18 protein-coding genes are annotated in these 23029 nt (G+C 60.4%); 12 read left to right on the top strand and 6 right to left on the bottom strand.

The features are described from left to right. Genes CAF77_RS12345 through CAF77_RS12335 form a run of 3 tightly spaced genes read left to right on the top strand, consistent with a single transcriptional unit; the run spans position 1 to position 2886 of the window. Complete coding sequence (locus CAF77_RS12345) at positions 1 to 927, top strand: ABC transporter permease subunit (RefSeq protein WP_011332434.1); 927 nt, start codon at positions 1 to 3, stop codon at positions 925 to 927. Positions 928 to 937: 10 nt separating this feature from the next. Then, positions 938 to 1906 carry an ABC transporter ATP-binding protein gene (locus tag CAF77_RS12340; RefSeq protein WP_064382563.1) on the top strand — a complete coding sequence of 323 codons (969 nt, stop codon included), beginning with the start codon at positions 938 to 940 and terminating at the stop codon, positions 1904 to 1906. Beyond that, entirely contained in the window at positions 1906 to 2886 is a 981-nt protein-coding gene (locus CAF77_RS12335) for a peptide ABC transporter ATP-binding protein (RefSeq protein WP_007953682.1), read from the top strand. Before CAF77_RS12340 ends, CAF77_RS12335 begins: the two co-directional genes overlap by 1 nt. A 107-nt stretch (positions 2887 to 2993) precedes the next feature. On the opposite strand, the gene CAF77_RS12330 is transcribed toward CAF77_RS12335, so the two are convergent. Continuing rightward, positions 2994 to 3254 carry a hypothetical protein gene (locus CAF77_RS12330; RefSeq protein ID WP_064384136.1) on the bottom strand — a complete coding sequence of 87 codons (261 nt, stop codon included), beginning with the start codon at positions 3252 to 3254 and terminating at the stop codon, positions 2994 to 2996. Positions 3255 to 3522: 268 nt separating this feature from the next. After that, complete coding sequence (locus CAF77_RS12325) at positions 3523 to 5106, bottom strand: peptide chain release factor 3 (RefSeq protein ID WP_011332431.1); 1584 nt, start codon at positions 5104 to 5106, stop codon at positions 3523 to 3525. A gap of 355 nt (positions 5107 to 5461) precedes the next feature. On the opposite strand from CAF77_RS12325, the gene CAF77_RS12320 reads away from it, so the two are divergent. The 7 genes from CAF77_RS12320 to CAF77_RS12290 all read left to right on the top strand — a co-directional run bounded on the left by CAF77_RS12320 (position 5462) and on the right by CAF77_RS12290 (position 12901). Beyond that, positions 5462 to 6151 (top strand): ABC transporter permease, encoded by a 690-nt coding sequence (locus CAF77_RS12320; RefSeq protein ID WP_170928954.1) that lies wholly within the window; start codon positions 5462 to 5464, stop codon positions 6149 to 6151. Positions 6152 to 6171: 20 nt separating this feature from the next. Continuing rightward, positions 6172 to 7065 carry a glycine betaine ABC transporter substrate-binding protein gene (locus tag CAF77_RS12315; protein WP_085654604.1) on the top strand — a complete coding sequence of 298 codons (894 nt, stop codon included), beginning with the start codon at positions 6172 to 6174 and terminating at the stop codon, positions 7063 to 7065. 13 nt (positions 7066 to 7078) lie between these two features. Next, positions 7079 to 7732: an ABC transporter permease gene (locus CAF77_RS12310; protein ID WP_064382567.1), complete on the top strand. Its 654-nt coding sequence runs from the start codon at positions 7079 to 7081 to the stop codon at positions 7730 to 7732. Then, positions 7729 to 8883, top strand: a complete 1155-nt coding sequence (locus CAF77_RS12305) for a betaine/proline/choline family ABC transporter ATP-binding protein (protein WP_039769215.1) — start codon at positions 7729 to 7731, stop codon at positions 8881 to 8883. The genes CAF77_RS12310 and CAF77_RS12305 overlap by 4 nt, the downstream gene beginning before the upstream one ends. Before the next feature lie 591 nt (positions 8884 to 9474). Beyond that, complete coding sequence (locus CAF77_RS12300) at positions 9475 to 10638, top strand: type III PLP-dependent enzyme (RefSeq protein WP_039769212.1); 1164 nt, start codon at positions 9475 to 9477, stop codon at positions 10636 to 10638. A 166-nt stretch (positions 10639 to 10804) separates the two neighbouring features. Next, positions 10805 to 11869 carry an alpha-xenorhabdolysin family binary toxin subunit A gene (locus CAF77_RS12295; RefSeq protein ID WP_064382568.1) on the top strand — a complete coding sequence of 355 codons (1065 nt, stop codon included), beginning with the start codon at positions 10805 to 10807 and terminating at the stop codon, positions 11867 to 11869. Between the two features lie 30 nt (positions 11870 to 11899). Then, positions 11900 to 12901, top strand: coding sequence for an alpha-xenorhabdolysin family binary toxin subunit B (locus tag CAF77_RS12290; protein WP_085654602.1), 1002 nt, complete (start codon positions 11900 to 11902; stop codon positions 12899 to 12901). 17 nt (positions 12902 to 12918) lie between these two features. Here CAF77_RS12290 and CAF77_RS12285 read toward each other — a convergent pair whose 3' ends face one another. Together CAF77_RS12285 and CAF77_RS12280 are read right to left on the bottom strand one after the other, a co-directional pair. Then, the gene (locus CAF77_RS12285; protein ID WP_236195799.1) at positions 12919 to 13698 is read right to left on the bottom strand and encodes a tetratricopeptide repeat protein; all 780 of its coding nucleotides are present in this window, start codon (positions 13696 to 13698) and stop codon (positions 12919 to 12921) included. After that, entirely contained in the window at positions 13699 to 14379 is a 681-nt protein-coding gene (locus CAF77_RS12280) for a Fe2+-dependent dioxygenase (protein ID WP_064382570.1), read from the bottom strand. A 207-nt stretch (positions 14380 to 14586) separates the two neighbouring features. Here CAF77_RS12280 and CAF77_RS12275 point away from each other — a divergent pair, with 207 nt between their 5' ends. Further along, a complete protein-coding gene (locus CAF77_RS12275; RefSeq protein ID WP_064382571.1) occupies positions 14587 to 16908 on the top strand; it encodes a TonB-dependent siderophore receptor in 2322 nt (773 codons plus the stop codon). A 132-nt stretch (positions 16909 to 17040) separates the two neighbouring features. Further along, positions 17041 to 19569: a sulfite reductase flavoprotein subunit alpha gene (locus tag CAF77_RS12270; RefSeq protein WP_085654601.1), complete on the top strand. Its 2529-nt coding sequence runs from the start codon at positions 17041 to 17043 to the stop codon at positions 19567 to 19569. Positions 19570 to 19690: 121 nt separating this feature from the next. Here the strand turns inward: CAF77_RS12270 and CAF77_RS12265 are convergent, their stop codons facing one another. Together CAF77_RS12265 and CAF77_RS12260 are read right to left on the bottom strand one after the other, a co-directional pair. Further along, complete coding sequence (locus tag CAF77_RS12265; RefSeq protein WP_085654599.1) at positions 19691 to 21232, bottom strand: alkaline phosphatase; 1542 nt, start codon at positions 21230 to 21232, stop codon at positions 19691 to 19693. A 59-nt stretch (positions 21233 to 21291) separates the two neighbouring features. Continuing rightward, on the bottom strand, positions 21292 to 23025 hold the full coding sequence (locus tag CAF77_RS12260; protein ID WP_085654597.1) for a PTS fructose-like transporter subunit IIB: 1734 nt from the start codon (positions 23023 to 23025) through the stop codon (positions 21292 to 21294). Positions 23026 to 23029 lie beyond the last annotated feature (4 nt).

Genomic DNA, 23029 nt, shown 5'->3' with positions numbered 1-23029 from the left:
ATGAGCACTCCAACTTCCTCAGTAGCCACCGCTGCCACCGCCGTGGATCAAAGTCTGCTGTACCCGTCACCGTACAAAGAGTTCTGGCAGGCCTTCGCCAAGAACAAGGGCGCCGTCGCCGGCCTGCTGTTCATGCTGCTGGTGATTTTCTGCGCGATCTTCGCGCCGTGGGTCGCCCCGCATAACCCGAGCGAGCAATACCGCGACTTCCTGCTGACGCCGCCGGCGTGGCTCGAAGGCGGGCAGATGCAGTTCCTGCTCGGCACCGATGAACTGGGTCGCGACCTGCTGTCGCGCCTGATCCAGGGTTCGCGCCTGTCGCTGCTGATCGGCCTGTCGTCGGTGGTGATGTCGCTGATCCCGGGGATCCTGCTGGGTCTGTTCGCCGGTTTCTTCCCGAAAGTGGTCGGCCCGACCATCATGCGTCTGATGGACATCATGCTGGCCCTGCCGTCGCTGCTGCTGGCCGTGGCGATCGTCGCCATCCTCGGCCCTGGCCTGATCAACACCGTGATCGCGATTGCCGTGGTGTCCTTGCCGTCCTACGTGCGTCTGACCCGTGCCGCCGTGATGGGTGAACTGAACCGCGACTACGTGACCGCCGCGCGCCTGGCCGGTGCAGGTCTGCCACGCCTGATGTTCATCACCGTGCTGCCGAACTGCATGGCGCCGCTGATCGTCCAGGCGACTTTGAGCTTCTCCTCGGCGATCCTCGATGCCGCCGCCCTGGGCTTCCTCGGTCTCGGCGTCCAGCCGCCAACCCCTGAGTGGGGCACCATGCTGGCTTCGGCCCGCGACTACATCGAACGCGCCTGGTGGGTGGTGAGTCTGCCTGGTTTGACCATTTTGCTCAGCGTGCTGGCAATCAACTTGATGGGCGACGGCCTGCGCGATGCGCTGGACCCGAAACTCAAGAACGCCGCCTGAGGAGATTCCCATGTCACTGTTAGAAATCAAGAATCTCAACGTTCGCTTCGGCGACAAGAACGCCACCCCGGTCGTCGACGGCCTCGACCTGAAAGTCGACAAGGGCGAAGTCCTGGCGATCGTGGGCGAGTCGGGTTCCGGCAAGTCCGTGACCATGATGGCGCTGATGGGCCTGATCGAGCACCCGGGGATCGTCACCGCCGACGCCCTGAGCTTCGACGGCAAGAACATGCTCAAGCTGAACAACCGCCAGCGTCGGCAGATTGTCGGCAAAGACCTGGCGATGGTGTTCCAGGACCCGATGACCGCGCTGAACCCGAGCTACACCGTCGGTTTCCAGATCGAAGAAGTGCTGCGCCTGCACCTGAAAATGTCCGGCAAGCAAGCGCGCAAGCGTGCGATCGAACTGCTGGAAAAAGTCGAAATCCCGGGCGCCGCCAGCCGTATGGATGCCTACCCGCACCAACTGTCCGGCGGCATGAGCCAGCGTGTAGCAATTGCCATGGCGATTGCCGGCGAACCGAAACTGCTGATCGCCGACGAGCCGACCACCGCACTCGACGTGACGATCCAGGCGCAGATCATGGACCTGCTGCTGGCGTTACAGAAAGAGCAGAACATGGGCCTGGTGCTGATCACCCACGACCTCGCCGTCGTGGCCGAAACCGCCCAGCGCGTGTGTGTGATGTACGCCGGTCAAGCCGTTGAAGTCGGTCAGGTGCCGCAACTGTTCGACATCCCGGCGCACCCGTACAGCGAAGCGCTGCTCAAGGCGATTCCGGAACACAGCCAGGGTGCCGAGCGTCTGGCCACTCTGCCGGGCATCGTTCCCGGCCGTTACGACCGCCCGCAAGGCTGCCTGCTGTCGCCGCGCTGCCCGTACGTGCAGGACAGCTGCCGCGCGCAGCGTCCGACCCTTGACCCGAAAAGCCACAGCCTTGCCCGCTGCTTCTATCCGTTGAACCAGGAGGTGGCGTAATGGCCGTCGTACTTACCGCCCGCGACCTGACCCGTCACTACGAAGTCTCCCGTGGCCTGTTCAAGGGCCACGCCACCGTGCGCGCCCTGAACGGCGTGTCGTTCGAGCTGGAAGCCGGCAAGACCCTCGCCGTCGTCGGTGAATCGGGCTGCGGCAAATCCACCCTCGCCCGCGCCCTGACCCTGATCGAAGAGCCGTCATCCGGCTCGCTGAAAATCGCCGGGCAGGAAGTGGCCGGCGCCGACAAGGCTCAGCGCAAACAACTGCGCAAAGACGTGCAGATGGTGTTCCAGAGCCCGTACGCATCGCTGAACCCACGGCAGAAAATCGGTGATCAGCTGGCCGAGCCGCTGCTGATCAACACCAACCTGTCGGCCGCCGAGCGTCGCGAGAAAGTCCAGGCGATGATGAAGCAGGTCGGCTTGCGTCCCGAGCACTACCAGCGTTATCCGCACATGTTCTCCGGCGGTCAGCGTCAGCGTATTGCACTGGCGCGCGCCATGATGCTGCAACCGAAAGTGCTGGTGGCGGACGAGCCGACCTCGGCGCTGGACGTGTCGATCCAGGCGCAGGTGCTGAACCTGTTCATGGACATGCAGCAGGAGTTCAACACCGGTTACGTGTTCATCTCGCACAACCTGGCGGTGGTGCAGCACGTGGCCGATGACGTGATGGTGATGTACCTCGGTCGCCCGGTGGAAATCGGTCCGAAGCACGACATCTATGCCCGTCCTCTGCACCCGTACACTCAGGCGTTGTTGTCGGCGACTCCGACCATCCACCCGGATCCGGACAAGCCGAAAATCAAGATCGTCGGCGAGCTGCCCAACCCGCTGAACCCGCCACCTGGCTGCGCGTTCCACAAGCGCTGCCCATACGCAACCGCGCGTTGCAGCAGCGAAGAGCCGGCCCTGCGCCAGCTCGACACGCGTCAGGTTGCGTGCCACTACGCCGAGCAGTTCCTCGACGGCGCGGCATGAAAAAACCCGCCCTGTTTCCCGGGGCGGGTTGTTGATGAGTTGACCAAACCCCTTCTGCCCCGATTGCGCATCAATCGGGAAAGAAGGGGTTTTCTTTTGACCGGAATCTACGTCTGGCTATCGCCTTCGTCCGGATCATCGGTGTCCGGTTCATCGGTGGTCGAGTCGTCATCGTCGGCGCTGCCACCCTGGCCCTGATCGCCCGGCTCGGACTCGGACTTGGCCAGCATCAGCGCGCTGTGCCCCACCTGCCCGCTGGAGGCCTGGGTATCGTGATCCTCGCACTCGGCCCAAGCCGTCGCGGTGCCGAGGGACAGCATCACCATCACTTTCAACAGCAGCAAAACCCGTAGCAACCTGTTTTTCATGGTCGAGTCCATCCTGTTCCAGGTGAGAAATTCATGCTGACCTGACGCTGATTGAAATCTAGTTCCGATCCGCCGGGTTCACCAGATAGGACGCTAACCCATGCCCGGAAATGCCGTGCGTGGACAGACCGCTTTCGAATAACACTCATAACCGGATCGGCTAAGCGAGGTAGCTTCTCTCCAATACTTGATGAGCAACTGATTCTGCAGCCAACAAAAAGCCCCCGAGGCTTGCGCATCGGGGGCTTGGGATGGAGCAACTCAGCGCTTAGTGATGCTCGCGCGTCGCACGGAATTTCACGTCCGGCCAGCGCTCTTCCATCAGGGCCAGGTTGACCCGGGTTGGCGCAAGGTAGGTCAGGTGACCGCCGCCGTCCAGTGCCAGGTTTTCCACGGCCTTGTTGGAGAATTCCTCCAGCTTCTTCTTGTCGCTGCATTCGATCCAGCGCGCGGAGTACACGGTGATCGGCTCGTAGGAGCACTCGACCTTGTATTCCTCTTTCAGGCGGCTGGCGACCACATCGAACTGCAGCACACCGACGGCGCCGAGGATGATGTCGTTGCTGCGCTCCGGGAAGAACACCTGGGTCGCGCCTTCTTCGGCGAGCTGTTGCAGGCCCTGGCGCAGTTGCTTGGATTTCAGCGGATCGCGCAGGCGTACGCGACGGAACAGTTCCGGGGCGAAGTGCGGGATACCGGTGAAGCCCAGGGTTTCGCCTTCGCTGAAGGTGTCGCCGATCTGGATCGTGCCGTGGTTGTGCAGACCGATGATGTCGCCGGCGTACGCTTCTTCCAGCTGTTCACGCTCGGAGGAGAAGAAGGTCAGGGCGTCGCCGATGCGCACGTCCTTGCCGGTACGCACGTGGCGCATCTTCATGCCTTTTTCGTACTTGCCGGAGCAGATACGCATGAAGGCGATGCGGTCGCGGTGTTTCGGGTCCATGTTCGCCTGGATCTTGAAGATGAAGCCCGAGAACTTCTCTTCCACCGGCTCCACGGTGCGCTCGTTGGCTACGCGTGGCAGCGGACGCGGGGCCCAGTCGACCACGGCGTCGAGTACGTGATCGACACCGAAGTTGCCCAATGCAGTACCGAAGAACACCGGGGTCAGTTGGCCGTCGAGGAATTCCTGCTGATTGAACTCGTGGCAGGCGCCCTGCACCAGTTCCAGCTGCTCGAGGAAACGCTCGTACTCGTCGCCCAGATGCGCGCGGGCTTCGTCGGAATCGAGCTTCTCGATGATCTTGGTTTCGGTGCGTTCGTGACCGTGACCGGCGGTGTAGACAATGATGTAGTCGTCGGCCAGGTGGTACACGCCTTTGAAGTCGCGGTAGCAACCGATCGGCCAGGTGATCGGCGCAGCCTTGATCTTCAGGACGGCTTCGATTTCGTCGAGCAGTTCGATCGGGTCGCGGATGTCACGGTCGAGTTTGTTGATGAAGCTGACGATCGGCGTGTCACGCAGACGGCAGACGTCCATCAGCGCGATGGTACGTGGCTCTACACCTTTACCGCCGTCGAGAACCATCAGGGCCGAGTCCACCGCGGTCAGGGTGCGGTAGGTGTCTTCGGAGAAGTCTTCGTGGCCCGGGGTGTCGAGCAGGTTGATCATGTGTTCGCGATATGGGAACTGCATGACCGACGTGGTGATCGAGATGCCCCGCTGCTTTTCCATCTCCATCCAGTCGGATGTCGCGTGGCGGTCGGATTTACGGGATTTCACCGTACCGGCCACGGCAATCGCCTTGCCCATCAGCAAGAGCTTTTCGGTGATGGTGGTTTTACCGGCATCGGGGTGGGAAATAATGGCGAAAGTGCGGCGTTTCGCGACTTCGGCGGCCTGTCTGGTCATGGGAAATCGCCTGGCGGTGATTCAAAAAAGGGCGGCGATTATAGCCCAACTCGATTCAATAACCGAACCGTTGAGCACATTAAGGGTGGCCAAATGCTGCCTCGGATGGGAACCTTTTAAAGCACGGAGACGTCCATCCCCTGTTACGACAATTCGTCAGGGGCTGAAAAATCAGCAAGTTAGCCTGACGAGGCTGCGCTCATGGCTGGCTTTCAGACCGCTTTTGCCGGGCTGAAAAAAAGCTGCTTCTCGCGAACACTGACTCCGGCAGCCAGGCATGGCATGCCACACGGAGCAGCGGTCGCCGACTAAAAAAAGGAGTCCGCCTGTGGCTATCCGCTATGGCAAAGGGCTGATGGGAGGTGCGGTGGTGATCGCGCTCCTGGCCCTGCTGATCCACTGGATCGGCATCAACACGATCGAACACTACCGCGACGATTTGTTGTTTTACCTGCAAGCTCATCTGATTCTCGTCCTCGCTTCAATGCTGGCCGCCCTGGTCGTGGGCATTCCCGCCGGCATCTTCCTGAGCCGCCCGCACATGGTTGGCCGCGCCGAACGCTTCATGCAGATCTTCAACATCGGCAACACCGTGCCGCCGCTGGCCGTACTCGCGATTGCCCTGGGGATTCTCGGCATCGGCAGCGGCCCGGCGATCTTCGCTTTGTTCCTCGCCTCACTGTTGCCGATTGTGCGCAACACCTATGAAGGCCTGAAAAACGTCCAGGGCTCGCTGAAAGAAGCCGCCGTCGGCATCGGCATGACTCCGCGCCAGGTGCTGTGGAAAGTCGAGTTGCCCAACGCCGTGCCGATCATCGTCGGCGGTGTGCGGGTGGCGCTGGCGATCAACGTCGGTACCGCGCCGCTGGCCTTCCTGATCGGCGCCAACAGCCTCGGCAGCCTGATCTTCCCCGGCATCGCCCTGAACAATCAGCCGCAACTGCTGCTCGGCGCCGCGTGCACCGCGCTGCTGGCGTTGCTGCTCGATGGCGTGGTCACCCTCGCCAGCCGTCTCTGGCTGGAACGCGGTTTGCGCCCGTCTTAAGGCTTTGCGAAGGAATATTTATGAAAAGACTTAGTTTGATTCTGGGCTGCGTGCTGCTCTTCGCAGGTATCGCCCAAGCCGCCGACAAACCGGTGATTCGCCTCGGCGCCCGAGTATTCACCGAGCAGACCCTGCTCGCGGAAATCACCGCGCAATACCTGCGCAGCAAAGGCTACGACGCGCAGATCACCGGCGGTCTGGGCAGCAACCTGGCCCGCAGCGCCCACGAAACCGGACAACTGGACATGCTCTGGGAATACACCGGCGTGTCGCTGGTGGCCTACAACCATGTCACCGAAAAACTCGACAGCGCACAGTCCTACGCCCGGGTGAAAGAACTCGACGCGAAAAAAGGCCTGGTCTGGCTGACACCGTCGAAATTCAGCAACACCTACGCCCTGGCCCTGCCGAAAAAAGTGGCCGAGGAATATCCGCAGATCCACACCATCAGCCAGTTGAACGACGTGTTGAAGGCTGAAGCCAAAACCAATCATCTGGTGGCGCTGGACACCGAGTTCGCCAATCGCTCCGACGGTCTGGACGGCATGGTCAAGCTCTACGACATGAACCTGACCCGCAAGAACATCCGGCAGATGGACGCGGGCCTGGTCTACACCGCGCTGCGTAACGGCCAGGTGTTTGCCGGTCTGGTCTACACCACCGACGGCCGCCTCAATGCTTTCGGGCTGAAGCTGCTGGAAGACGACAAACATTACTTCCCGGATTACACCGCAGCGCCCGTGGTGCGTCAGGCCTACCTCGACGCGCACCCGCAACTGGCCGAGCAACTCAAACCGCTGGCCGAGCTGTTCGACGACGAAACCATGCGCCAGCTCAACGCGCGGGTCGACGTCGATCACGAGAGCCCGTCGAAAGTCGCTGCCGATTTCCTGCGCCAGCATCCACTGAACTAAAGGAGGAAAAGTCATGGAATTCCTGAACGCCTTTTCCCACCTCGACTGGCAGCAGGTGATGCACCTGACCTGGCAGCACATTACGCTGGTCGGCATCGCCGTCAGCCTGGCGATTTTCATCGGCGTGCCGTTGGGCATTTTGATGACGCGCTTCCCGAGCCTCGCCGGCCCCTTGCAGGCCAGCGCCACGGTGTTGCTGACCGTGCCGTCGATTGCGCTGTTCGGCCTGCTGCTGCCGTTCTACTCGAAATTCGGCCAGGGCCTCGGCCCGATGCCGGCGATCACCGCCGTGTTCCTTTATTCACTGCTGCCGATCATGCGCAACACCTACCTCGCCCTGACCGGCGTCGAACCGGGCATCCGCGAAGCCGCACGCGGCATCGGCATGACCTTCGGCCAGCGCCTGCGAATGGTCGAGTTACCGATCGCCGTGCCGGTGATCCTCGCCGGGGTGCGCACCGCCGTAGTGATGAACATCGGCGTGATGACCATTGCCGCGACCATCGGCGCCGGCGGCCTCGGCGTGCTGATCCTCGCCTCCATCAGCCGCAGCGACATGTCGATGCTCATCGTCGGCGCGCTGCTGGTCAGTCTTCTGGCGATCTTCGCCGACCTCATTTTGCAGTGGCTGCAACGTTCGCTGACTCCAAAAGGACTCCTCAAATGATCGAACTTCAAAACCTCAGCAAGACCTTCCAAAGCAACGGCAAAGATGTGAAAGCCGTGGACTCGGTAAGCCTGACCGTCAATGAAGGCGAAATCTGTGTGTTCCTCGGGCCATCGGGCTGCGGCAAAAGCACCACGCTGAAAATGATCAACCGCCTGATCAAGCCGACCTCGGGCAAGATCCTGATCAACGGCGAAGACACCACCGACCTCGACGAAGTGACCCTGCGCCGCAACATCGGCTACGTGATCCAGCAGATCGGTCTGTTCCCGAACATGACCATCGAAGAGAACATCGTGGTGGTGCCGAAACTGCTCGGCTGGGACAAACAGAAATGCCACGACCGCGCCCGCGAACTGATGAGCATGATCAAGCTTGAGCCCAAGCAATATCTGCATCGTTACCCGCGTGAACTGTCCGGCGGCCAGCAGCAACGGATCGGCGTGATCCGTGCGCTGGCGGCGGATGCACCGCTGTTGCTGATGGACGAACCGTTCGGCGCGGTCGACCCGATCAACCGCGAGATGATCCAGAACGAATTCTTCGAGATGCAGCGCGCGCTGAACAAGACCGTGATCATGGTCAGCCACGACATTGACGAAGCGATCAAGCTCGGCGACAAGATCGCGATCTTCCGTGCCGGCAAACTGTTGCAGATCGACCATCCGGACACCCTGCTCGCCCATCCGGCGGACGACTTTGTCAGCAACTTCGTTGGCCAGGACAGCACCCTCAAACGCCTGCTGCTGGTGAAAGCCGAAGACGCAGCAGACAACGCGCCGTCAGTCAGCCCGGAAACCCCGGTGGCCGATGCGCTGGAGTTGATGGACGAACATGACCGTCGCTATGTCGTCGTCACTGACGCTGAGAACAAGGCACTGGGTTATGTGCGCCGTCGAGACCTGCATCGTCAGACCGGCACCTGTGCGCAGTTCCTGCGCGAATTCAACGCCACGGCGGCATACGACGAGCATTTGCGCATCCTGCTGTCGCGCATGTACGAGTTCAATCGCTCATGGCTGCCGGTGATGGATGCCGAGCGGGTATTTCTTGGCGAAGTTACCCAGGAGTCGATTGCGGCCTACCTGAGTTCGGGTCGATCACGCGGCATGAAGACCAATATCGTGTCGCCAGCCGAGGCCGTGGCCTGATCAAAAGCAAAAGGGCTGTTCGACAGCCCTTTTTTTCAAGTACCGGAACCTGAAAGCCGGATTTTTTTGCCAACGAAGAGCCGGCAAGAAATATCAACACGTGAGAAGGCTGACCCCGTCCGCGAATGTCAGCCTTAACCAGCAACTTCCCCCTCATCTCCCCTTCTCGCCGCCAACGTCGCCGATGTTGAAGTGAACGCACTTATCGGAGACTTGGCACACATCAGCGTCGAACGTGCAGGTATTTTTAACACCTGAAAATTATTGCGGAACATCTGGCCGTCATCTGGGTCGGGTACAAAGAGTGATATCCGCGACGTACGTCAGAAGCGTGCAAAAACGCGACATTTTTAGTTGATCTCAGGCCCCTCACGCCCTAAAGTTCGCGCCGAACGTCCATGCTGGAAACGATCCATCCGGCTCAAGTACTGACGACGAGACAGCAAGGCCAAGGGAAAGAAAGACTACATTTCCCATGGCCTTTTTGCTTTCGGCGACATGCCTTGGGAAGTAGGCGAACCAAAGTGGGGATACGGAGGACGTTCATTTGCACCCATTGATTAACGACGTTTGCCACTAGGAGTCCCAAGTATGTCGATCCAGGTCGAAGACTATTTCGCGCGCGAAACCTTTCAGAAAATGAAGGCGTTCGCCGACAAACAGGAAACCCCGTTCGTGGTGATCGACACCGCGATGATCGCCCAGGCCTACGATGACCTGCGCGCCGGTTTCGAATTCGCCAAGGTCTACTACGCGGTCAAGGCCAACCCGGCCGTCGAGATCATCGACCTGCTCAAGGAGAAAGGCTCGAGCTTCGACATCGCCTCGATCTATGAGCTGGACAAAGTGCTGAGCCGTGGCGTCAGCCCGGACCAGATCAGCTACGGCAACACCATCAAGAAGTCCAAGGACATTCGCTACTTCTACGAGAAGGGCGTGCGTCTGTTCGCCACCGACTCGGAAGCCGACCTGCGCAACATCGCCAAGGCTGCACCGGGCGCCAAAGTCTATGTGCGCATCCTGACTGAAGGCTCGACCACGGCCGACTGGCCACTGTCGCGCAAATTCGGCTGCCAGACCGACATGGCCATGGATCTGCTGATCCTCGCCCGCGACCTGGGCCTGGTGCCGTACGGCATCTCGTTCCACGTCGGTTCGCAACAGCGCGACATCAGCGTCTGGGACGCCGCGATCGCCAAGGTCAAAGTGATCTTCGAACGCCTGAAGGAAGAAGACGGCATCCACCTCAAGCTGATCAACATGGGCGGTGGCTTCCCGGCCAACTACATCACCCGCACCAACAGCCTGGAAACCTACGCCGAAGAAATCATCCGCTTCCTGAAGGAAGACTTCGGTGATGACCTGCCTGAAATCATTCTGGAGCCGGGCCGTTCGCTGATCGCCAACGCCGGTATCCTGGTCAGTGAAGTGGTGCTGGTCGCGCGCAAGTCCCGTACCGCCGTCGAGCGTTGGGTTTATACCGATGTGGGCAAGTTCTCCGGCCTGATCGAAACCATGGACGAAGCGATCAAGTTCCCGATCTGGACCGAGAAGAAAGGCGAGATGGAAGAAGTCGTGATCGCCGGTCCGACCTGCGACAGCGCCGACATCATGTACGAAAACTACAAGTACGGCCTGCCGCTGAACCTGGCGATCGGTGATCGCCTGTACTGGCTGTCGACCGGTGCGTACACCACCAGCTACAGCGCCGTAGAATTCAATGGCTTTCCGCCGCTGAAGTCGTTTTACGTGTAACACGCACAGCGCATAAAAAAACCGTGCCCAGGCACGGTTTTTTTATGCAGCAAGTTCAAAATAACAACAAATAATAAACAACAACAGGTCACACTAAACCCATACCCGCCAGCCAAGAAACAGGCTTACGCTAAGAACTCGAACAACACTTTAAAAGGAACTAAAAGTGCAACCGAGTTCAAACCCGTTCGTCACCACAGACGACATCAGAAAAATCAAAAACTACATATCCGCTGCCAGGACGCTGCCGCGCAGTATCGAAGCTGTGGAAGCGCAACTAAACACCAAGTCCACCGGCATTGCCGGTCTTGAGGTGCTTGACGTTGTCGAACTCAATCACCTGATCATCAATAACGCCAACGCCTGGAACGACATCGAATACTCGATGAAACGCGTGGCTGGAAGTCTGTCGACGTTTTCAGAAGATCTGGAGAGTTTCGGTCAGGATATTATCGACGCCATCGTGAGCATGCCGGGCTACATAAACTACCTGGGCACCATCGACTCGCTGTCCGAGGAAGAGATCGCCAGTCTCCCGCCATTGGAGATCGGCAAGACCGAGAAGAACCGTTTCGGCTCGATTCAAGAATCGCTGGCGTTCATTGCAAGGTCGATCGGAGAGAAAAAACTCAGCAGCCAGGACGTCAGCGAACGCCTGAAATACTTCAAGAGCGACCTTAGCGACAAGGTTGCCATCGGTATTGGTGAAAAACTGCGTCTGGCCAGTGATGCGCAAATCAACCGACAGCTCACCGAGCTGAATGCCGCCATTGATCAAGCCCAAAAAAGCATTGATGAAAAGACCAGGGAAACCGAGCCGAACTTTTTCGAACATATCCTTGGCTTTATCGTTGGTTACAGAGGCGGTTCATCGACCTGGTACCAGCACCTCGAACTTCAGCAGAAAATCCACTTGCGCCCTCTGATTGATCAACGAGATTTATTGATCGAGCAGGTCAAGCAAAAGAACATCCTCGCGGGCTCGCTCATGGAGTTCCAGGCGGGATTGAACAGCATGTCGATTTATGTAGAGGGTGCCATCCAAAGCACCTCGCAACTTGAAACACTGTGGATCTCCATTACGGACTACATCAACGCCTCGCAAAACAAATTAATGGGGATCAACGAATTCCTGACCCTGAGAAGTTTCGTCTCGAGTTTGAAAGTTGTTCTTAAGAACTGGAAGACCGTTCAAACCAACTCGAAACAACTTATCAAAGCATTCGACTGACTCGATCATTTCAATCAAGAAGAAATCATCATGACAAAAATTTCCTATGTCGTTCCCGACCTTGGCCGCATTCAAGAAAGCCGTGAGGCTATTCGTTTTCAGGCAATCATTGGCTCCGCCAATCTGTATATCAAAGCCTTGAGCGATGAACTGGTTCGTTTGAATGCAGCCATCAGCGAACTGGATCTTGTCGCTGCCAACACCATCGCATCGGCAATGACAGCGCTGGACACAGATGATCTGAACGAAAACCTGCAGGCACTGGCCATCCTCAATCAACGTGAGTCGAACAGTCAGGCTGAGCATGCACGCAAGCTCTATTCGCAAATCGTCGAGCAACTGATCACACTGTGCACCGTACAAATGACAACGCTGCATTCGTCGCTGCACGACAGCGTCTTCACTGTTGAGAGCATTGCCATCAGTAACAACCGTTTCAGGCTCGAAGAGCTGGCGAACGCCAGAGTCAACCTGGATCGGGAATACCAAACCGAGACAGTCCCGCTGGCTGAATTGAAAGCCGACGAGGCGGTGCTGAATCTTGCGATTGCCGAGTTTGAAAAGCTGACATTCATCGACCGGATCAAACCCTTGCTCGAGCAACTGGCGGCAATGATCGGCAACAGGCCCAAGTCGCCTGAAGCTGCAGCACTCGAAGCCGGGCTGATCGTCGCCAACAAGTTTCTGGACGAGGCCAACGAGCTGATCAAATACAAGGATCTGATCGAAGCACGACGAATCATCCAGATGCGCCTCGTGCAACGGGAAGAACGCCTGGCCTCCCTGGAGAAACAATTGCGCGACAACGACGACAAGACTCGCCAGTTGAACGACACCCAGAAAGTCGTGCCACACCAACAAGCCTACGTCAGAGAGACACGCAAATTATCGGATGCCTTCTCCGCGTTTCTTGACGCCCTCACGGCTACGCTCCATGAAGACATTCTGCTGCGTGGCGAACGAGTGCTCGAACACAGCCAGGCCCTGCGCAGTTACCTGATTCCCCTTAAAAGCCGCTGGTTGCGCGGCTGATCGATCACTCCAGCCCTTCATGGTCGATGAAGGGCTGGAGACTCGGTCTCGAGTGCACAGAGGCGTTGACGATAAGCTCCCGCCATGGCGCGGATCTTTGCGTGCGGGGAAGCGAGCAGCGCCTCGCTGGCAACCCTCAAGAAATTCATATTGCCGTGAACCAGCGCTTTATCAAGCCAGTGCAAGGCATCGGTGATTCGCCCAGCTTCGGCCAGAATCGCTGCATGGCTGAACTGACCACGAAAATCCCCGCCCTCGGCTGAACGCCGATACCAGTCGTGAGCCGCTGCCAGGTCTTGGCGGCACACCTGCCCCTCCTCCAGATAACGCCCCAACAGGTTCATCGACTTGGCGTGGCCAGCCTCGGCAGCGCGCCGATACAAGTCCAGCGCCTGAAGATGATCTGCCGCCACTCCTCGCCCGGTGGCCAGCAGGTTGGCGAAGTTGTACATCGCCCAATCCAGGCCGGCTCGAGCGGCGATTCGATAGTGCCCTGCCGCAGCCGAGGCATCCGCGGCACAGCCCCAGCCATGTTCATGACAACGACCGAGCATGTTGCGCGCCATCAGATGACCTTGCCCTGCGGCAATTTCAAACCAGCGCAAGGCCAGCGGCTGATCCTGAGCAATCCCGTGACCATCGAGCAGGATCTGCCCGAGCAGCGCCTGCGCTTCCAGCACCCCCTCACCCGCCGCGATCAGAATCGCCTGAGCCGCGCGGGCCGGACTTTCTTCGAGCATGGCCGTGAGGCGTTCGCCGTCGAGGACTTCTTCGCGACGTAACCGAAAGTCCGCCACTTACACCTCGACCCAGCGACGCAGCAGGTTGTGATAGGTGCCGGTGAGGCGGATCAGCGAAGGGTGATCGGGCATGTCTTGCGTGAGCTGCTGGATCGCACCGTCCATTTCGAACAGCAAGGCGCGCTGGCTGTCCTCGCGCACCAGGCTTTGAGTCCAGAAGAACGAGGCATAGCGCGCACCGCGAGTGACCGCGTTGACCTTGTGCAGGCTGGTGCCGGGGTACAGCACCATGTCGCCGGCGGGCAGTTTCACCCGTTGGGTGCCGAAAGTGTCCTGGATTTCCAGCTCGCCGCCGTCGTAGTCCTCGGGCTCGCTGAAAAACAGCGTGGCAGACAGGTCGGTGCGTACGCGCTCGATGCTGCCCTTGGGCTGGCGCACTGCGTTGTCGATGTGGAAATCGAAACTGCCGCCCGCCGTGTAGCAATTGAGTAGCGGCGGAAATACTTTGTGCGGCAAAGCGGCGGACATGAACAGCGGATTTTTCCACAGGCGCTCAAGCATCGCCGCGCCAATCTCTTTGGCCAGTGGATGGCCTTCCGGCAACTGCAGATTGTGCTTGGCCTTGGCCGATTGATAGCCGGCGGTGATCTTTCCATCAGCCCAGTCGGCCTGTTCCAGCGCCTGGCGAATACGCTGCACTTCGTCTTTCTCGAACAGCGCGGGAATGTGCAGGAGCATGGCGACGTCACCAGATGGCAAAAGGATGCCAATGGTATTGATTCTTATTGACTGTGTAAAACCCGCTAGACGAATGAACTGGTAAAAACCGTAAGGTTAAATTGTAAAGAATGTAAATTTGTCGCGAATAGTAATGTTTCGCAATTGATACGAATACCTGTTTACCCTATATTCCGCCGCCTCAAATCCTTGGGGAGGGGAATAAAAATGGCACGTCAACTCGCACAATTACCGGTCAGTTCACCGCGTCTGCTCGCTTCCGCCATCGGCGTGGCAATTACCGCCGGCTCCGCAGGCCACATGGTGTTCGCCGCCGAAAAAACCGACAGCAAAGCCACCGGCAATGCCATCGCCCTGGACGCCACCGCCATCACCGGCGAAGCCCAGGACTCGACGTCCTACCAGGTCGAGAAAGCCTCCTCGCCCAAGTACACCGCGCCACTGGTTGATACCCCGCGCTCGGTCACCGTTATCCCCCAACAAGTCCTGAAGGACACCGGCGCCCTGAACATGCAGGACGCGCTGCGCACCGTGCCGGGCATCACCTTCGGTGCCGGTGAAGGCGGCAACCCGCAGGGCGACCGGCCGTTCATTCGTGGTTTCGACGCCCAGGGCGACACTTACCTCGACGGCGTGCGCGACACCGGCTCCCAGAGCCGCGAAATCTTCGCCGTGGAAAACATCGAAGTCAGCAAGGGCCCGAACTCCGCCATCGGCGGTCGCGGCGCGGCGGGCGGCAGCATCAACCTGGTGAGCAAGAAAGCACACCTGGGCAACTCGTTCGACGGTGGCTTCACCTGGGGCTCCGACCAGACCCAGCGCTACACCATGGATGGCAACTACCAGTTCAGCGACACCGCTGCCGGCCGCCTGAACCTGATGAGCCACGAGAGCAACGTCGCCGGTCGCGACAAGGTCGACTACGACCGCTGGGGCATCGCGCCGTCCCTGGCCTTCGGCCTGGGCACCGACACCCGCGTCAACCTCGATTACTACCATCTCGAAAGCAACGACACGCCGGATTCGGGCATCCCTTACACCATTCCGGCCGGTGGCTCGGCGGCGCGTACCAAGTCCAACCCGGACAAGCCGTACGCCGGCGGCGATCACAGCAATTTCTACGGTCTGGACCGCGACTTCCGCAAGGGCCGCACCGACACCGCGACCTTCGCCATCGAGCATGACCTGAGCGACTCGCTGACGATCAAGAACACCCTGCGTCATGGCACCAGCATGCAGGATTACATCCTGACCCAGCCGGACGACAGCAAGGGCAACGTCAACAACGGCAGCGTCTGGCGTCGTGCGAACACTCGTGTGAGCAACACCGAGACCACCACCAACCAGACCGATCTGTTCGGCAACTTCTACGTCGCCGGTTTCAAGAACAGCTTCTCCACCGGTGTCGAATACACCCGTGAGGAAAGCAGCAAATCCTCGTACAACGTCAACACCGACACCACGCCGCGCACCTCGGCCGTGACCACCAACTGCAACCCGGGCCTGATCGGCGCCGCCAGCGGCTACAACTGCACCTCGCTGTCGAACCCGAACCCGAACGACCCGTGGAACGGCGCGATCTCGCGCAACTACGCCGGCACCGACACCCAGTCCGATACCTACGCGCTGTATGCGTTCGACACCCTGGAGTTGTCCGAGCAATGGCTGGTGAACATGGGCCTGCGTTACGACCACTTCGAAACCGGCTACAAGACCTACACCGCCGCCGGCAACACCACCTCCAAAGGTTCTGACACCAGCGAGTTCGTCACCGGTCAGTTCGGCATCGTCTACAAGCCGGCAGAGAACGGCAGCATCTACGCGTCCTACGCCACCTCGGCCACTCCGCCAGGCAACACCCTGGGTGAAGGTCAGGAAGGCAACCCGCTGGGCGGCACGCCGGATCGCAACGGCAACCTGCTCAAGAGCGACATGGAGCCGGAAACCACCAAGAACTACGAAATCGGCACCAAGTGGGATCTGCTGAACGATCGCCTGTCGCTGACCGCCGACATCTTCCGCACCGAGAAAGAAAACGCGCGTGTCCAGGTCGATACCACCTCTTACGAGAACGCCGGCAAGACCCGTGTTCAAGGTATCGAGCTGTCCGCCAGCGGCAAGATCACCGACAAGTGGCAAGTGTTCGCCGGTTACGCCTACATGGACAGCGAACAGGTGGACGGTGGTGACCTGCCAGCCAACAAGGCCAACAACGGTAACGAGCTGCCCAACACGCCGAAAAACAGCGCCAGCCTGTGGACCACTTACCAGGTCACGCCAAAGCTGACCATCGGTGGCGGTGCGTTCTACGTGGATGACGTGTTCGGCAGCGTGGCCAACACCACCATGGTCGATTCCTACGTTCGCTACGACGCGATGGCGGCGTACAAGCTGAGCAAAAACGTCGACCTGCAACTGAACGTGCAGAACCTGACCAACGAAACCTACTACGACAAGGCCTTCTCGACTCACTTCGCCAACCAGGCGGCGGGCCGTACGGCATTGCTGAGCACCAACTTCCACTTCTGATCGAAGAGGGAAGTACCGAGCCCCGTTCATTCATTTGAGCGGGGCTTTTGTGCGTAATAAAGAACGTTTCTCGATAGGCCACGGCATAATGCACGCCGTGAACACAACCTCCGAACGGACAAGGCAAGCAACGTGTTGAAGAAAACCCTGTTCCAGTTGCACTGGTTTTTTGGCATCACTGCCGGGCTGGTGCTGGCCCTGATGGGCATCACCGGCGCTGCCTATTCGTTTCAGGACGAAATTCTCAAAGCCCTCAACCCCTCCGTGTTGCAGGTCGAGAAACAGGTCGCCGGCGTCCTGCCGCCCGCTGAGCTGGTGGCGCACATCGAAGCAGCCTCGGGCAAGAAAGTCTCGATGCTTTCGGTGGAGACCGAAAGCGGCAGCGCCGGACGCGTCTGGTTCACCCCGCCCAAAGGCGAGCGCCGGGGCGAGATGCGCTACTTCGATCCCTACACCGCCGAGTTCAAGGGCGAGGCCACCGGCCAGGACTTCTTCGGCCTGATGCTGCAACTGCACCGGTTCCTCGCCATGGGCGATACCGGTCGCAACATCACCGGCGCCTGCACCCTGATGCTGCTGTTCTTCTGCCTGTCCGGCCTGTACCTGCGGTGGCCGCGCCAGTGGAACAGCTGGCGCGTGTGGCTGACCCTCGACTGGAAGAAAAAGGGCCGCAGCTTCAACTGGGATCTGCACTCGGTGTTCGGCACCTGGTGCATGCTGGTTTACCTGCTGCTGGCACTGACCGGACTGTCCTGGTCCTACGAGTGGTACAACAAAGGCCTGACCAGGTTGCTTTCCGACGCACCGCAAAACGAGCGCGTGCGCGGCGGTCGTGGCCCGGCCCCCGAAGGTCCGGCGCCGACTGCCGATTACGCCGCGATGTGGCTCAGCATCTACAGCACCGCAGGCCCGGGCCTCGCTTCCTACAACATCCGCATGCCGCCGGTGGCCGGCCAACCGGCGACCGTGTTCTACCTGCTCGACAGCTCGCCCCATGACCGCGCGCTGAACCAGATCACCCTCGACCCGGCCACCGGCGTGGTCAAACGCGTCGACCGCTACGCCGACAAAAGCTTCAAGGCGCAATTGCTGACCAGCATTTACGCGCTGCACGTCGGCAGCTATTTCGGTCTGGTCGGGCGGATCATCGTCACTGTCGCGGCCGTCTTGATGCCGCTGTTCTTCATCACCGGCTGGCTGTTGTACCTGGATCGCCGACGCAAGAAAAAGCAGATCAAGGATGCCCGCAAAGGCCTCGACCAACCGGCCGGCGATACGCCAGCGTGGCTGATCGGTTTCGCCAGCCAGAGCGGTTTTGCCGAGCAACTGGCGTGGCAGACCGCCGGCCAGTTGCAGGCGGCAGGGTTGCCGGTCAAGGTGCAGCCGCTGGCGAATGTCAGCGAGCAGGATCTGCGCGAATCGAACAACGCGCTGTTCGTGGTCAGTACCTTCGGCGACGGCGAAGCACCGGACAGCGCTCGCGGTTTCGAGCGCAAGGTATTGAACAAAGCCTCGACCCTCGACAGCCTCAACTACGCTGTACTCGGCCTTGGCGATCGGCAGTATCAACACTTCTGCGGTTTCGCCCGACGCCTGCATCAATGGCTGGGCGAACACGGCGGCAAGACCCTGTTCGCCCCGGTCGAAGTCGACAGCGGCGATCCTTACGCCCTGCGTCACTGGCAGACCCAACTCGGCCTGCTCACCGGGCAAGCACCGGTCGACACCTGGCAGGCGCCGAGCTATGAAAACTGGACACTGGTGCGCCGCGAGCTGATGAACCCGGACAGCGCCGGCGCCCCGGTTTTCCTGCTCGGCCTGACCGCGCCGACTTCTCGCAGCTGGCTGGCCGGTGACCTGGTGGAAGTGCTGCCGCGCAACTGCCCGTGGGCCATCGAGCATTTCCTCGACGGTCTCGGCATCCGTGGCGAAACCAGCGTCAAGGTCAACGGCCTGCAAGAGCCGCTGGAAGTGGCCCTCGCCAGCCGCCAGTTGCCCGAGCACCGCGCCCATCTGGTGGGCCTGCACGCTCAGGCGCTGGTCGATGCGATGGTGCCGCTGGCGATGCGCGAATACTCGATCGCCTCGATTGCCGCCGACGGCGTGCTGGAACTGATCGTGCGTCAGGAACAGCATGCCGATGGCAGCCTCGGCATCGGCTCCGGCTGGCTGACCGAGCATGCTCCGGTCGGCGGCAGCATCAGCCTGCGGGTCCGCCGCAACAGCGGTTTCCATCTGCCAAACGCTCCGGTGCCAATGATCCTGCTGGGCAACGGCACCGGCCTCGCCGGGCTGCGCAGCTTGCTCAAGGCACGGATCGCCGACAATCAACAGCGCCACTGGCTGCTGTTTGGCGAGCGCAATCGCGAGCACGATTTCCTCTGTCGCGCGGAGCTGGAAGAGTGGTTGATCAATGGCGATCTGGAACGACTGGATCTGGCGTTCTCGCGGGATCAGGCCGAAAAGATTTACGTGCAGGATCGCCTGCGCGAATCGGCCGGCGAGTTGAAGAAATGGCTGGCGGACGGTGCGGTGATCTACATCTGCGGCAGCCTTCAAGGCATGGCGTCGGGGGTGGATCAGGTGCTCAATGAAGTGCTGGGCGCCGCTGAAGTCGAACGCTTGATCGAGCAGGGTCGCTATCGCCGCGACGTTTACTGACCACACATGACAAATGTGGGAGCGAGCTTGCTCGCGATGACGGTTTTACATTCAACACATTGGTTGTCTGTTACACCGCTATCGCGAGCAAGCTCGCTCCCACAGTTTTTTTGCGGTGAACTCAAGTCGGTTGCAGTTTCTGCTCGAACACCGCAACCCCCTCCAGATCCCGCAACACCACACTCATCTCCCCGCTCTGCCCCTCGATATTCACCTCACCGAAAAACTGAAACCCGGCAAACGGCGAGGCGTTCTGCGTCGGTGGTGCTTTCTGGAACACCACCTGCGGGCCAAAAGTCTTGTCCAGCGGATTGGGTCCGAAACTGCCGGCGTTCAACGGTCCTGCGACAAACTCCCAGAACGGTTCGAAATCCTGGAACGCCGCGCGATCAGGGTGATAGTGATGCGCCGCGCAGTAATGCACATCCGCCGTCAGGAACACGAAATTGCGCACCTGTTGCGCGCGCAAGAAGCCCAGCAGCTCGGCGACTTCCAGCTCACGTCCCTGCGCCGGGCCGGGGTCGCCGTTGGCCACCGCTTCCCAGCGCGCAACACCGGGGCTGACCTCGCCATCCGGCACGCCGAGACCGATCGGCATGTCGGCGGCGATGACTTTCCACTGGGCTTTCGACGCATTCAGTCCGCGCTTGAGCCAGTTCAATTGCTCACGACCGAGGAATGGTTTTTCCGCCCCGAGATTGTCGTCGTTGGCGCCGCGATAACTGCGCATGTCGAGCACGAACACATCGAGCATCGGCCCGTAACTCAGCTTGCGGTAGATCCGCCCGCCGCCATCGGCGGCCTGCAAACGCATCGGCGAATATTCGAGCCAGGCCTGACGCGCACGGCCGACCAGGGTGTGGATATTTTTTTCCTGATAACGCTCGTCGAGCTGCTTGCCCGGCGACCAGTTGTTGACCACTTCATGGTCGTCCCACTGCCAGATCTGCGGCACTTCGGCGTTGAAGCGGCGGACGTTTTCGTCCATCAGGTTGTAGCGATAATTGCCGCGATAATCGTCGAGGGTCTGGGCGACCTTGCTCTTGGCTTCGGTGGTGAGGTTGCGCCAGATCCGGCCACCTTCGGTGGTCAGTTGCGCCGGCACCGGGCCGTCGGCATAGATGGTGTCGCCGCTGTGGATAAAGAAGTCCGGCAGGCGCATGCGCATGGCTTCATAGATGCGCATGCCGCCGATATCGGGGTTGATGCCGAAGCCCTGGCCGACGGTGTCGCCGCTCCAGACAAAACGGAGATTGCGCCGCGCCGTCGGTGCACTGCGCAAGTGGCCGAGCCACGGCTCGCTGGCAACGCCGGTGCGGGCGTCCTTGAAATACACACGGTAGAAAATCGCCTGATCGGCGGGCAGCCCGGTGAGTTCGACGCGGGCGGTGAAATCGCTGCGGGCATCGGCCAGCGCCGAGACGACCCGTCGCGGACGGCGGAACTGGCTGCGGGTGTCCCACTCCACCACCATCTGCGCCGGGCGGTCGGCGCGGCTCCAGATCATCGCCCGGTCGCCCTGCAAGTCGCCGGATTGCACGCCGTCAGTGAGTTGCGGTCGATCCTTGACCGACGCGATCACGGCCGGCGCCAGCCCCGGCATCAGCAGTCCGGCACCGACGGCTTGCATCACGCGTCGGCGACCGGGATTGAAATCGCTCATGGTGTTCTCCCTGAAAAAAGGAAAACTTAAGCACTGCTAGATGAAAGGGGTGTGACACCTCACGCCTTCGCGGGCTCCAGCGCCAGCTCCACGGCTTCCGGCCGCTTGACCAGCGCATACACCACCGCCGTCAGCAGGCTGCCCGCGACAATCGCCAGCAGGTACAACAGCGCATGGTTGATCGCATTCGGAATCGCCAGCACGAACAGGCCACCGTGGGGCGCCATCAGTTTGCAGCCGAAATACATCGACAACGCACCGGTCAGCGCACCGCCGGCAATGCTTGCCGGGATCACCCGCAACGGATCTTTCGCAGCAAACGGAATCGCCCCTTCGGAGATGAAGCACAACCCGAGCACCAGCGCCGCTTTACCGGCTTCGCGCTCGGTCTGGGCAAACTTGCGTCGGGCGATGAACGTGGCGATGCCCAGACCAATCGGCGGCACCATGCCGGCGGCCATGGTCGCGGCCATCGGTGCATAACTCTGCGAGGCGAGCAGCCCCACCGAGAACGCATAGGCAGCCTTGTTGATCGGCCCGCCGAGGTCAACGCACATCATGCCGCCCAGCAGCACACCGAGCAGGATCGCGTTGGTGGTGCCCATGCTGTCGAGGAAATGGGTCAGCGCCGCGAGCATCCCGGCCACCGGTTTGCCGACCACGTAAATCATCACCAGCCCGGTGAACAGACTGGCGAACAGCGGGATGATCAAGATCGGTTTCAGCGCTTCAAGGCTTTGCGGCAGCGCCACATAACGACTGATCACCTTGGCCGCGTAGCCTGCGATAAACCCGGCAACGATCCCGCCGATGAAACCGGCGCCCAGGGTGCTCGCCAGCAAACCGCCGATCATGCCCGGCGCGAGTCCGGGACGGTCGGCAATCGACCAGGCGATGTAACCGGCCAGTAAAGGCACCATCAATTTGAACGCGGTCTCGCCACCGATCTGCATCAGCGCCGCCGCCAGCGTGCCTTCTTCCTTGAACGCGGTGATGCCGAACACGAACGACAAGGCGATCATCAGACCACCCGCCACCACCATCGGCAGCATGAACGACACACCGGTCAGCAGGTGTTTGTAGACGCCGCTTTTCTCTTGTTTGGCCGGGGCCTTGCCGTCGCCGGCAGCGCTTTCCACGACACCTTCGGCCAGGGCTTTTTTCAGTGTGGCTTCGGATTGCTTCAACGCGATTCCGGTGCCACAGCGGTAGATTTTCTTGCCGGCGAAACGCTCGGTGGCGACTTCAATGTCAGCCGCCAGCAGCACCACGTCAGCCTCGGCAATCGCGGCTGCGCTCAGCGGATTGCGCGCGCCGACCGAGCCCTGGGTCTCGACCTGCAGGTCGTAGCCCAGACGCTTGGCGGCTTGCTGCAAGGCTTCGGCGGCCATGAAGGTGTGGGCGACGCCGGTCGGGCACGCGGTGACCGCGACCAGACGCGGCGCTTGAGCGCTGGCAACCACCGGCGGCGCTTCGGCAGCGACGTACACCTCGGCCTCGACAGCGCCACGCCGCAGCACGTCTTCGACATCCTGCAGGGCTTGCGCCGGTGCAATCCGAAAGACTTTCTTGCCGATGAACCGGGTCATGTCCACCGGTCCCGTGGCCACCAGCAACACCCACTCGGCAGCCTCGATGGTGGCCGCCGACAATTCACGTTCCGGGTGCGCGGCGTCTACCACTTCGACGCTGGTGCTCCAGCCCTGACGCTGGGCCGCGGCATCCAGCAGCCGGGCGCACAGCACACTGGTGACCATGCCGTTCGGGCAGGACGTGACAATGGCTAACTTCATGACA

Source organism: Pseudomonas sp. R15(2017), from assembly GCF_002112685.1.
Lineage (GTDB): Bacteria > Pseudomonadota > Gammaproteobacteria > Pseudomonadales > Pseudomonadaceae > Aquipseudomonas > Aquipseudomonas glycinae.
This window is presented reverse-complemented; position numbering and strand designations above follow the sequence as displayed.

Excerpts from the sequence above, each read along its gene's own strand:
- CAF77_RS12345 (WP_011332434.1), top strand. The coding sequence starts at position 1 with ATGAGCACTCCAACTTCCTCAGTAGCCACCGCTGCCACCGCCGTGGAT.
- CAF77_RS12340 (WP_064382563.1), top strand. The coding sequence starts at position 938 with ATGTCACTGTTAGAAATCAAGAATCTCAACGTTCGCTTCGGCGACAAG.
- CAF77_RS12335 (WP_007953682.1), top strand. The coding sequence starts at position 1,906 with ATGGCCGTCGTACTTACCGCCCGCGACCTGACCCGTCACTACGAAGTC.
- CAF77_RS12330 (WP_064384136.1), bottom strand. The coding sequence starts at position 3,254 with ATGAAAAACAGGTTGCTACGGGTTTTGCTGCTGTTGAAAGTGATGGTG.
- CAF77_RS12325 (WP_011332431.1), bottom strand. The coding sequence starts at position 5,106 with ATGACCAGACAGGCCGCCGAAGTCGCGAAACGCCGCACTTTCGCCATT.
- CAF77_RS12320 (WP_170928954.1), top strand. The coding sequence starts at position 5,462 with ATGGGAGGTGCGGTGGTGATCGCGCTCCTGGCCCTGCTGATCCACTGG.
- CAF77_RS12315 (WP_085654604.1), top strand. The coding sequence starts at position 6,172 with ATGAAAAGACTTAGTTTGATTCTGGGCTGCGTGCTGCTCTTCGCAGGT.
- CAF77_RS12310 (WP_064382567.1), top strand. The coding sequence starts at position 7,079 with ATGGAATTCCTGAACGCCTTTTCCCACCTCGACTGGCAGCAGGTGATG.
- CAF77_RS12305 (WP_039769215.1), top strand. The coding sequence starts at position 7,729 with ATGATCGAACTTCAAAACCTCAGCAAGACCTTCCAAAGCAACGGCAAA.
- CAF77_RS12300 (WP_039769212.1), top strand. The coding sequence starts at position 9,475 with ATGTCGATCCAGGTCGAAGACTATTTCGCGCGCGAAACCTTTCAGAAA.
- CAF77_RS12290 (WP_085654602.1), top strand. The coding sequence starts at position 11,900 with ATGACAAAAATTTCCTATGTCGTTCCCGACCTTGGCCGCATTCAAGAA.
- CAF77_RS12280 (WP_064382570.1), bottom strand. The coding sequence starts at position 14,379 with ATGCTCCTGCACATTCCCGCGCTGTTCGAGAAAGACGAAGTGCAGCGT.
- CAF77_RS12275 (WP_064382571.1), top strand. The coding sequence starts at position 14,587 with ATGGCACGTCAACTCGCACAATTACCGGTCAGTTCACCGCGTCTGCTC.
- CAF77_RS12265 (WP_085654599.1), bottom strand. The coding sequence starts at position 21,232 with ATGAGCGATTTCAATCCCGGTCGCCGACGCGTGATGCAAGCCGTCGGT.
- CAF77_RS12260 (WP_085654597.1), bottom strand. The coding sequence starts at position 23,025 with ATGAAGTTAGCCATTGTCACGTCCTGCCCGAACGGCATGGTCACCAGT.